The sequence below is a fragment of the Cupriavidus sp. 05T313 genome (assembly GCF_056396665.1).
In genome coordinates, this window is sequence record NZ_JBFTLX010000242.1 from 1 (window position 1) to 10799 (window position 10799).

At 66.5% G+C, this 10799-nt stretch carries 10 protein-coding genes; 7 read left to right on the forward strand and 3 right to left on the reverse strand.

The window, feature by feature from the left end; genetic code table 11:
* The 3 genes from AC1DKD_RS33685 to tssJ form a co-directional block, all read left to right on the forward strand.
* Nucleotides 1–2874 (forward strand): ImcF-related family protein (locus AC1DKD_RS33685; protein WP_477144225.1); only part of this gene is annotated, 2874 nt, incomplete at its 5' end.
* On the forward strand, nt 2871–4673 hold the full coding sequence (gene tssF, locus AC1DKD_RS33690; protein ID WP_477144226.1) for a type VI secretion system baseplate subunit TssF: 1803 nt from the start codon (nt 2871–2873) through the stop codon (nt 4671–4673). The genes AC1DKD_RS33685 and tssF, both read left to right, overlap by 4 nt.
* The gene (gene tssJ, locus AC1DKD_RS33695) at nt 4673–5233 is read left to right on the forward strand and encodes a type VI secretion system lipoprotein TssJ (RefSeq protein ID WP_441632789.1); all 561 of its coding nucleotides are present in this window, start codon (nt 4673–4675) and stop codon (nt 5231–5233) included. Before tssF ends, tssJ begins: the two co-directional genes overlap by 1 nt.
* A 22-nt stretch (nt 5234–5255) precedes the next feature.
* Here tssJ and AC1DKD_RS33700 read toward each other — a convergent pair whose 3' ends face one another.
* The 3 genes from AC1DKD_RS33700 to AC1DKD_RS33710 form a co-directional block, all read right to left on the reverse strand.
* Nucleotides 5256–6431 carry a CaiB/BaiF CoA transferase family protein gene (locus AC1DKD_RS33700; RefSeq protein WP_441632787.1) on the reverse strand — a complete coding sequence of 392 codons (1176 nt, stop codon included), beginning with the start codon at nt 6429–6431 and terminating at the stop codon, nt 5256–5258.
* A 63-nt stretch (nt 6432–6494) separates the two neighbouring features.
* The gene (locus AC1DKD_RS33705) at nt 6495–7466 is read right to left on the reverse strand and encodes a tripartite tricarboxylate transporter substrate binding protein (protein WP_477144227.1); all 972 of its coding nucleotides are present in this window, start codon (nt 7464–7466) and stop codon (nt 6495–6497) included.
* Nucleotides 7467–7517: 51 nt separating this feature from the next.
* Nucleotides 7518–8288 (reverse strand): enoyl-CoA hydratase/isomerase family protein, encoded by a 771-nt coding sequence (locus AC1DKD_RS33710; RefSeq protein WP_441632783.1) that lies wholly within the window; start codon nt 8286–8288, stop codon nt 7518–7520.
* Nucleotides 8289–8361: 73 nt separating this feature from the next.
* Between AC1DKD_RS33710 and AC1DKD_RS33715 the strand changes: the two genes are divergently transcribed.
* From AC1DKD_RS33715 to AC1DKD_RS33730, 4 genes are all read left to right on the forward strand, one after another.
* Nucleotides 8362–9045, forward strand: a complete 684-nt coding sequence (locus AC1DKD_RS33715) for a GntR family transcriptional regulator (protein WP_441632781.1) — start codon at nt 8362–8364, stop codon at nt 9043–9045.
* Nucleotides 9046–9197: 152 nt separating this feature from the next.
* A complete protein-coding gene (locus tag AC1DKD_RS33720; RefSeq protein WP_441632779.1) occupies nt 9198–9818 on the forward strand; it encodes a flavin reductase family protein in 621 nt (206 codons plus the stop codon).
* Between the two features lie 250 nt (nt 9819–10068).
* Complete coding sequence (locus tag AC1DKD_RS33725; RefSeq protein ID WP_045236768.1) at nt 10069–10548, forward strand: nuclear transport factor 2 family protein; 480 nt, start codon at nt 10069–10071, stop codon at nt 10546–10548.
* Between the two features lie 100 nt (nt 10549–10648).
* On the forward strand, nt 10649–10799 hold a 151-nt coding region (locus AC1DKD_RS33730; RefSeq protein ID WP_477144228.1), incomplete at its 3' end, for a TetR/AcrR family transcriptional regulator.

Here is a 10799-nt window from a genome sequence, read left to right on the forward strand (position 1 = left end):
ACGTTCCAGGCCATCGGCGCCTTCCTGACGGGTTCATGCCACCGTCGTGCTCCGGGGCCTGCCAATGCACTGAACGACCAGCTTACGATGCTTGAACAGCGCACGGGGACGATTGGCGTGCCACTGTGCCACGAGTCGACGCGCATGCCGTACCTCGCGCAGGTATCGCAGTACATTGGCGGGCAACGCGAGCGGATCGTGGCCAGTTGGGATACGTTGATGGCCTCGAAGTGGCTTCGCGCACCGCTGCAAGGCGTGATGTTCGCGCCGGTGTTTGCCGCGAGCCAGCCGGTTGCAGTACCGGTTCTGACGCCGGCCATGGCCGCGTCGGCTGAAGTAGCCCGGCCCGACGTCTCCAGCATGGCGCTGCGTGAGCAGCCGGCCTCGCTACTGCCCACGTGGCAGGAGATTGGCCGCAGCCTGCGCCGGCATCGAGGCAGGCGCATCGGCTTTTACTGGCCGAACGCGCTCGCCGCGCTTGTCACCGTGGCAGCGATCGGCTGGTGCGTGGCGATGACAATCTCGTTTGCCGGCAACCTGCAAGGCATCCGGCAGGCGCGGGCGAGCGCCGATGCAGCCGACGCAGCCGTTGCGGCCGCGCCCGGCAGCCCGGCTGCCCTGCGCGCGCAACTCGCGCTGCAGCAGCGCATTGAGATGCTGGAGTATCGGCAGCAGCATGGCGCGCCGTGGCATCTGCGTGCGGGCCTGAACCGCAATGACGCGATGCTCGACGAGCTGTGGCAGTCGTACAGGACGGTCGCCGAGCGCAACCTGCAGCGCCCGGTCTTGCAGACCCTGCGGGCCACGCTCACCGATCTCGCGCAGACGCGCGCCGATGCGTTGCAGAGTCACGACGCGCAGCGGCGCGGCTATGACGCGCTCAAGGGGTACCTGATGCTGGCGGAACCGCGCCGCACCGATCCCGCGTTCCTGACCGGGTTGATCGTCTCCGCATGGCCCGCACCGGCTGTGATGCCGGCCGGCGAGTGGCTGGACACGTCGCAGCGGCTCGCCAGCTTCTACGCAGCCCACCTGAAGGCGCACCCGGAATGGCGCATCAACGCGTCCGATACCCTCGTGGCCGAGGCGCGCAACACACTCGTCAACCAGATCGGCCTCGCGAACGCCGACGACACGGTCTACCAGAACGTGCTGGATGACGTGCGGGGCAAGTACGCGGATGCATCGCTCGCGACGCTGCTCGGTGGCGCAGACGCGCGTGGGCTCTTCACCACGACGCGCACGGTGCCGGGCGTCTTTACGCGCGCGGCGTGGGACGGCATGATCGCCGAGTCGATCGACAAGGCCGCTCGCGAACGGCGCGTGCATGGCGACTGGGTGCTGGCGAACGGGGGCGCGGCACAGTCGGTGGCGGCGACCGTCGCGCAAGGGGCCGTAATGACGAGCGCACGGCAGGAGCAACGCGCCACCGACGATCTCAAGGCGCGGCTGACCGAGCGCTATTTTGCGGAGTACACGGCCGCATGGCAGGGCATGCTCAACAGCATCCAGTGGCAGCAGGCGGCGAACCTGAACGATGCGATCGACCAGCTCACTCGGCTGACGGACGCGCAGACGTCACCGCTGATCGCGCTGATGCGGTCCGTGCAGTATCAGGCACAGGCGGGTCGTCCGCAGCAGGCGCTGGCCGACACACTGGTGCGCAAGGCGCAAAGCCTGATCGGCAGCGACGACAAGGCCCAGGCCGCCGCAGTCCATCCTCTGGACAAGCCATTCGGGCCGCTGCTCGCGCTGATGGGCGACGGTGGCGGCAGCGCTAGCGCTGGCAGCGGAGATGGTCACGGCGGGAATGCCGCCAGTGCCGCCACGACGCTGAACGGGGTGAGCCTCGCGCGCTACCTGACGGTCGCCACCACGATGCGCCTGAAGCTCCAGCAGGTGGCGGCGAGTCCCGATGCGCAGGTGATGGCCCGCTCGCTCGCGCAGGCCGTGTTCCAGGGGAAGCTCTCGGAACTCGCACAGGCACAGGATGACGCAGCGCTCACCGCCGCGAGCCTGGGCACGCAGTGGTCGGGCTTTGGCGACGCGCTGTTTGCGYGACCGCTCGACACGGCCTGGCAGACGATCCTGCAGCCGGCCGCCGCGAGCCTGAACGAGGCGTGGCGCGTGAGCGTCGCTGCACCGTTTGCGACCACCTTCAGCGGCCGCTATCCGTTCTTCGATACGAATGCCGATGCGTCGTTCGCCGAGCTGGGGCGCTACGTGCGGTTCGACACGGGACTGATCGCGCGCTTCGTCACGACGCAACTGGCCGGCGTGCTCAAGCCGCAAGGCGACCAGTGGGTGCCCAATGAACTGGCGCCGCAGGCGTTGCAGTTCGATCCCGCGTTCCTCGCCGCGATCCGGCAGTTGTCCACGCTTGGTGCCCAGATGTACGTGCAGGGCGATGCGGGATACCGCTTCGAGATCATGGCATTGCCGACCCCGAACGTCACGCGTTCGGCGCTGTCCGTCGACGGCAAGCAGATCGTCTACTTCAATCAGCGCGAAGCGTATACGCCGCTCGCGTGGCCCGGCAATGGCCTGAACGGCCACGCGGGCTTGACGTGGCAGTCGGTCAATGCCGGCACGCGCCAGGCGTTCGAGTCGACCGGCGACTGGGCCTTCCTGCGCCTGCTGGCGAAGGCCGAGGTCCAGCCGCTCGACAGCACGCGCTATGCACTCACGTGGAAGGCGTTGGACAAAGATACGGACGGTGAGCCGCTGCGCTACGTGCTGCGCACGCAGGTTGGCGCGGGTCCGCTGGATCTGCTCAAGCTGCGCGACTTCAGGATGCCCGAGCGCGTCTTTATCGTCGCCAAGGCCGGGACGGCGCCGGTTCTGCCTCCATTGCGACCGGAGATGACACCATGAGTGACGAAGACAATCCGCTGCTGAAATATTACGACGCCGAGATGCGCTATCTGCGCGAGGCGAGCAGGGAGTTCGCCGCGGCGCAGCCCAATGCGGCGCGCCGGCTGGGCCTGACGAGCCTGGGTGAGCGCGAAGACAGCGTGGAACAGCTCTACCAGGGCTTTGCGTTCCTGATGGCGCGGATGCGCGCGAAGCTCGATGACGCGCTGCCGGAAATCACCGACCCGCTGATCGACAACCTGTGGCCGCACGCCGGGCGCACGATTCCGTCGCTGGCGATCCTCGAATGCGTGYCGCGCGCGGGCGAGGCACGCGTGCTCGGCACGCTGCCCGCGGGCTCTCAGGTGCGCTCCAGCCCGGTCGGCCCCGAGGGCACTGTGTGCGCGTACCGCACCACCCAGCCCGTGCGCCTGCTGCCGCTCGAGCTGGTGGAGGCGGCCCCTGCGGTGCGCGCCGACGGCCGCACGGTGATCCGCATCGCGTTCGAATTGCTGCATTTCGACCAGCGCCCGCTCGATGACCTGGCGCGCATCCGCTTGTACCTGCATGGCGACCGGCCAACCGCCTCGGCGTTATATGCGGCGTTGACGCGCCAGGTCGACGCGATTGCAGTGCGCATGGCGCGGGTCCATGATGGGCGCCCGCAGCCACTGCCGCGCATGACGATCGAGGTGGCGGGCTTCGGTCCTGAGACGCGGCTCTGGCCGTCTGACCACGAGCGGCGCAACCGGGAGCTGGATCGGGAGCAGACGATGCTCGAGTACTTCACGTTCCCCGAGAAATTCCATTTCGTGGACCTGTGCGGCTTCGATGCGGCGAGCGTGCCTCCGGGCGAAACGCGTGTCGAATTCGAGGTCCTGCTCAACGGGCCGCTCGCCGGCGACGTAGCGTTTGGCACCAGCAACCTCCGGCTCTTCTGCACACCGGTGATCAACCTGTTCGAGATCGATGCGCAGCCGCTGCAGCCCAACGCGCATGATCGCGACTACCTGGTGCGCGCGCCGGACGCCGACGGCGCGCACATCGAACCCTACGATGCGCTGTCGGTTGCCGCTACCGACCTGAACAGTGCGGAGCAGCACGCCTACCGGCCCTTCAAGACATTCCAGCACCGCGGTGGCATGCTGCGGCACGAGGCGCCCGAACGGTACTTCCATGCGTCGCTGGGCTTTGGTGTGACCGGTGGCCGCCAGATGTGGATCACGCTGGGCGGCCACGTATGGGACAAACTCGGGGACGCCCCCGGCAGCCCGCCCGATACGCACGTGAAAGTGCGCGTGCTGGCGAACAACGGCACGTTGCCGCGCATGGCGCTGCGCGAGTCGACGATCACCGCGCTCGCATCGAGCGCGGGGGACGTCGGCAGCGTTCGCAACCTGACGCAGCCCACGTTGCCGCTCTATCCGCCGAGAGGCAGGCAATACCCGTGGCAGGTCATGTCGCACTTCTCCGGTCACGAGTTCAACACACTGGACACGGATGTGCTGCGCGGCGTGCTTGCCCTGTACGACTGGACCGGGCTGGACGACAACGCGAAGCGCATCGCGGCGATCCGGCGCGTCAGGCTTGAGCAACAGGGCGTCCTGCGGAAACAGGGCATGCTGCGGGAGTTCGCCATTCATGTGGAGATTGATCCGGCGGCCTTCGCTGGCCCAGGCGACGTGGTGCTGTTTGGGGACGTGCTGAGTCACTTCGTCGGGCGCTACGCCAGTCTTCACTATTCGGTGCGGCTCGTGCTGGTCGCGAACGGCAAGCAGACGGGCTATCCCGCCACCGAATTCACCGGATCGGGGTTCTGATGGCAGTGAAACACGCGACGTACGTGATGTATGCGACATTTCGCTGGGTGTGGCGATCAGCGGCCTCCCTGGGGCTGGCAGGGATGGTCACGCTGCTAGCCGGCTGCGGTGCCTGGCAGTCGGTCAAGGACACGACAGCGGCGGCTACGAGCGCGGTTTTCGTCGCGAAGGTCAAGCAGATGAACCTCGTGATCGTGAGCCGCAGCGCGCTGAATCAGGATGAGCGCGGCGTGTCGTTGCCGGTCGTGCTGCGTATCTATCAGTTGAAGGACTCCAAGGCGTTTGAAACGGCCACCTACGCGCAACTGCTAGAAGGTGCCGGCGACCCGCTGAAAACGGATAGCCTCGGCCGCACGGAAGTGACGCTTGGCCCCGCCGCAACGGTCAGCCTGTCCGAGCCGATGGCTGACGATGCGCAATACGTCGGCGTCGTCGCGTTTTTCCGTGAGCAGTCGAGCGCCGAATGGCAACTGGTGATTCCGAAGGCGCGATGGAAGAAGGGCGATCCGGTGAAGCTCGCCGTCACGGACAACCGGCTCGAACTTGAGCCAAGGCATTGAACGCTTTGAAGCAGATCGCGTTTCAGCCTACCTCGACATGCTGGCCAAACTCCTCCAGCAGGCTTGCACGATGCTCGTCCAGCCTGGGCGAGTGCCGGAAGCGGCTCGCGCCTGCCTGGCTGCCGATCTTGATCGGGTTGCCGGCCAGGGTGATCGGGCGGTCCTCGCCGATGCTGGCTTGCAGCAGCATGCCGCGCGCTTGCACGTGTGGGTCCTGCACGATGTCGGCCACGCTTTGCAGCGGGCCGTGCGGCACGCCGGCGCCTTCCAGCGTGGCCGACCAGGTGGCGCTGTCCGCATTGGCCAGGCGCGCTTCCATGCAAGTCTTGAGTTCGGCGTGGTGCTGGTTGCGCGCCACCACGGTGGCAAAGCGCGGGTCGGCAGCCAGTTCCGGCAGGCCGAGCGCGGCGCAGAGTTTCTGGAACAGGGCGTCGTTGCCCGCCGCAATCACGATGAAGCCATCGGCGGTCTTGAACATGTCGAACGGCGTGATGGAGGGGTGGCGCGTGCCCAGCGGCGCGGGCACGACGCCGGTGGCGGAGTGGCGCGCGATGGCGTTTTCCAGCAGCGCGACCTGGCAGTCGAGCATGCCGATATCGACACGCTCGCCAAGCCCTGTGCGGCTGCGCTTGAGCAGCGCGGACTGAATGCCGATGGCGGCATACAGCCCGGCACCCAGGTCGCCGATGGATACGCCGACCCGCACCGGGTCGCCGCCGGTCTGGCCGGTCACGCTCATCAGGCCGCCCATCGCCTGCACCACCATGTCGTAGGCGGGGCGGTCGCGGTATGGGCCGGTCTGGCCGAAGCCCGAGATCGAGGCATAGACCAGCCGCGGGTTAGCCGCATGCAGGGCCTCCCAGGTAAAGCCGAGTTTTTCCATCACGCCGGCGCGGAAATTTTCCACCAGCACGTCGGCGCTGGCGATCATGGCCGCCAGCACTTCGCGATCGCGCGGGGATTTCAGGTCGAGCGCGATGGATTCCTTGTTGCGGTTGACCGAGGCGAAGTACGCCGACTCGCCATCCACGAACGGGCCTACATGCCGGGAGTCGTCACCGCCTGCCGGGTTCTCGATCTTGATCACGCGCGCGCCGAGGTCGGCCAGCATCATGGTGCAGTAGGGACCGGCCAGCACGCGGGTCAGGTCCACCACGGTGTAGCCCGCGAGCGGGAGGTCTGCGGCATTGCGATTCATGGAAATCCTTTTTGGGCCGGGAGGCCCCGGGTACATCGAACGAGTGGGGGGAGGGCGTGCGGCTCAGTCGATCCTGGCGCCGCTGCTCAGCGTCAGGTCTGCCACGGTCTTGCCTTCGCGCTGCGCGAACTGGCGGAACTCCGCGGGCGATGCGGACGGCGAGACTTCCTCGCCGCGGCCGGCCAGCCTCGCCCGCAATTCCGGCTTGGCCAGGGCCTTGGCCGAAGCGGCGAAGAGTTTCTCGATCACGGCGGGCGGTGTTTGCGCCGGGGCAAATAGGCCATACCAGTTGGTCACGTCGTAGCCCTTGATGCCGGCTTCGGCGATGGTCGGGTAGTTCGGCAGCACCGTCGAACGCCTGGCTGAAGTCACGGCGATGCCGATCACCTTGCCGGTGTCGATCATGGCTTGCACGGAGGCCGGCGTGGCGAAGGTGAGTTGCGCGTCGCCGCCGGCTACCGCCTGCGCGGAGGGCGCGCCGCCCTTGTACGGCACGTGGGTGAGTTGTACATCCGCCAGCCTGSTGAATTGCACGCCGGCCAGATGCGTGATCACGCCGTTGCCTGAAGAGGAGTAGTTGAGCGTGCCGGGATGCTGGCGGGCTTTCGCCACCAGGTCGGCAACGCTGCTGATCCCGGATGCCTTATTGGCCGCGAGCAGCAGTGGCGAGACCGTCAGGCGCGTGATGGGCGCGAAATCCGTGGGCTCATAGCGAATGTTCTTGTACAGCACCTTGTCGCCGCCCATCAAGCTGGCGCCGGCGATGTACAACGTGTAGCCATCGGCGGGCGCTTTGGCCACGGTCTCGGCGGCAATGGTGGTGCCGGCGCCGGGCTTGTTGTCGACGATGACCGGCTGCCCCAGTTCCTTCGACAGGGCGTCTCCATACAGCCGCGCCACATTGTCGGCTCCGCCGCCGGCAGGGAAGCCGATCACCAGGCGGATGGGCTTGGATGGGAAGGCGTCCGCCGCCAGCGCGGGGCCGGCCAGTGCGGATGCAAGCAGGAACAGCAGGGTTGGGTGTCGCTTGGTCATCGTTGTCTCCTGATTCTGTGTTTTGTGTTGATCGTGCCGGACTCTGCGCGCCTACCTGCCGCTGAACACCGCGGCGCGCTTCTCGCGCCAGGCGGCTGCGCCCTCGCGTAGATCTGCCGACTCTCCGGCCCGCGCGATCTCGCGTTCCAGCGCGGCCGTGTCCAGCGTGCCGCGCGCGATCTGGTTCAGGGCCTGCTTCATCCCCAGCAGGGCGATGGGTGCCATGCCGGCGAGCGTGGCGCTGAGCGCATCCACGCGCTGCGCGAGGGCGTCGGCGTCGGCCGCGACGATCTCGGTCAGGAAGCCCACCTTGAGCATTTCAGCCGCATCGAGCCGGTCGGCCGTCAGGAAGAGGCGCTTGGCGGTGTCCACGCCCAGGCGGCTGACATAGCGCTCCAGTCCGCCCCGGTAGAAATGCAGGCCGAGCCTGGCCGCCGGCATGAACATGTCGCAGTGGGGTGCCCCCACGCGGAAGTCGCAGGCCAGGCAGAGATCCGTGGCGCCGCCATAGACGCCGCCGTTGACCGCCGCGATGGTGACCGGGCGAGCGGCTTCGATCAGGTCGATCATCTCGCCGAAGGCCGGCGCCCCCGCCTCGTCGGCATTGGCCAGCGCGCCGATGTCGTAGCCGCTGCAGAAATACTTGCCGGTGCCGGTGAAGCGCAGTACCAAAACAGTCTCCATCGCATTGACGGAGTTGATATGCTCGCGAAGTACCTGCAAATCACGCGGGCTTAGCCGGTTCGCTACTTCGGGACGCTCGAAGGTGATGGTTGCAACGCTTCCATCGATGCTGAGGCGGGGTTCGCCGTGTTTTTGCATATGAGATTGATGTTTAGATATATTGAAGATAATTTTAGATATGCCCAAAGAGCCTTCAAATCGAGGTTTACCCGTGCAATCGCTCCAGGATCGGATCCGGGAGGCCATTGAGGAAGAAATTCACGCCGGCAAACTGAAGCCCGGATCGCAACTGGACGAGCGCGCGCTGGCCGAGCAATTCGACAGTTCGCGTACGCCGGTGCGGGAGGCATTGCTGATGCTTGCGGCGCAAGGCCTGGTGACGATCGTGCCGCGCGCGGGGATCTTCGTGCACAAGCCGACCGTGGCTGAACTGGTGGCGATGTTCGAGACGCTGGCCGAGATGGAGGGCGTGGCGGCGCGGCTGGCAACGCAGCGCATCACCGAGGCGGGCAGGGCGGCGCTGTCGTCGGCGTTCGAGCATTGCCGGGCCTTCGTGGAGGCGGCCGATACGCCGGGCTATGTGGATGCCAACCGCGATTTCCACGATGTGCTCTATCAGGCAACAGCCAACCCGTACCTCGCAGAGCAGATTCGCATGCTGCGGCGGCGGCTGGCGATCTACTGGCGCCATCGCGGACTCATCAACCCCGCTCGCGTGCCGAGTTCCTTCCAGGAGCATGGCGTGATCGTGGCGGCGGTGCTGGCGGGCGACGCGGACGCGGCGGCTGACGCGATGCGCGCGCATCTTTCGGCGGGCGGCAAGGCCGTCGCCGATCTGGTGCTGCTGGCGCAGGACGCTTATGACGAGCCAGCCGCCGGCGCGGGAGGGCGCTGAGGCAATCGCGCCGCGCCGAACGCGCGTGCACGGCAACTGGTAGCATCGCAGTCAGCTTGTCCGGCGCCCACGGGTGCCCGATAACCCCTGGATGAAGGAGGCTGCGCCGCTGCCTCCGTTTTTCAACGCTGTTTCCCTGAGTCTCCCGCCTCGTGTCCGCCGATACCTATTTCTACGAGCCTGCCAACGGGCATGGCCTGCCGCACGATCCCTTCAATGCCATCGTCGGGCCGCGACCGATCGGCTGGATCTCCTCGCGCGGTGCCGATGGCATTGTCAACCTGGCGCCCTATAGCTTTTTCAACGCCTTCAACTACACGCCGCCCATCGTGGGTTTTTCCAGCATTGGCTACAAGGACAGCGTGCGCAATATCGAGCAGACCGGCGAGTTTTGCTGGAACCTCGCCACGCGGCCGCTGGCGGAGGCAATGAACGCGAGTTGCGCCGCCGTGCCGCCGGAGGTCGACGAGTTCGTGCTGTCCGGCCTCACGCCCGTGGCATCGCGCGCGATTGCCGTGCCGCGCGTGGCGGAAAGCCCGGTCTCGTTCGAATGCAGGCTCACGCAACTGATCCAGCTCGAAGGCGTCAACGGCGAGAAGGTGCCGACCTGGCTGGTGCTGGGCGAGGTGGTGGGCGTGCATGTCGACAAGGCACTGCTGAAGGACGGCATTTATGACACCGCCGCTGCCCGGCCGATCCTGCGCGGTGGCGGCCCCGCCGATTACTTCGAGATCGGGCCCGAGGCACTGTTCCACATGCGGCGCCCGCGCTGAGCGCTGAAGGCGCTGCCGCCCGAGGTCCCTGCCGGCTGATCGCCGGCTTTTTTACGCCTGTGAAATCCACCTTGACAGACAGACCTGTCTACACAAATAATGTAGACAGGTCTGTATCATTCTATCCGTTCCCGATGGGTCGCGCGAACCCGCCGGGCCGTGAAGGATGTGCTGCGGACCCGCTTTCCGATTCCTAAAATCCGTCGCTGCCATTCCGGCCGCCGGGTTCTTTCACAGCCAGGAGCAACCGATGTCGTCCAACCCCGAAGTCCGTCCCCCCTTGCCCCCGTTCACCCGTGAAACCGCCATCCAGAAAGTGCGCGGCGCCGAAGACGGCTGGAACAGCCGCGACCCCGAGCGCGTGGCGCTCGCCTATACCGTCGACAGCGCCTGGCGCAACCGTGCCGAGTTCGTCAACGGCCGGGAGGCCATCGTCGCCATGCTCACGCGCAAATGGCAGAAGGAGCTGGACTATCGCCTGATCAAGGAGTTGTGGGCCTTCGACGGCAACCGCATCGCAGTGCGCTTTGCCTACGAATGGCACGATGATTCCGGCAACTGGTATCGCTCCTATGGCAACGAGAACTGGGAGTTCAACGAGGCCGGCCTGATGCAGCGGCGTTTTGCCTGCATCAACGACGCGCCGATCAAGGAGGCCGACCGCAAGTTCTTCTGGCCCCTGGGCCGGCGCCCCGACGATCACCCGAGCCTGAGCGATCTCGGCTTGTAAGGCGCACGGCCTGCCGCGGCGGCGCTTGCCGTACGCGACAGGCCGAAGCTTGATCAGGGATAATCCGCCCAACTTTGCACATCCAAGGAAACTTTCAGCCATGGCCACGCCTTCCGCCCGCGAGCGCATCCTGGATACCGCGGCCCGCCTGTTCTACCAGGATGGCCTGCGCGCCACCGGCATCGACAAGATCATTGCAGAATCCGGCGTGGCCAAGATGTCGCTATACCGGCATTTCGCCTCGAAAAACG

Coding starts and splice junctions, on each gene's coding strand:
- tssJ (WP_441632789.1), top strand. CDS start 4,673: ATGGCAGTGAAACACGCGACGTACGTGATGTATGCGACATTTCGCTGG.
- AC1DKD_RS33700 (WP_441632787.1), bottom strand. CDS start 6,431: ATGAATCGCAATGCCGCAGACCTCCCGCTCGCGGGCTACACCGTGGTG.
- AC1DKD_RS33710 (WP_441632783.1), bottom strand. CDS start 8,288: ATGCAAAAACACGGCGAACCCCGCCTCAGCATCGATGGAAGCGTTGCA.
- AC1DKD_RS33725 (WP_045236768.1), top strand. CDS start 10,069: ATGTCGTCCAACCCCGAAGTCCGTCCCCCCTTGCCCCCGTTCACCCGT.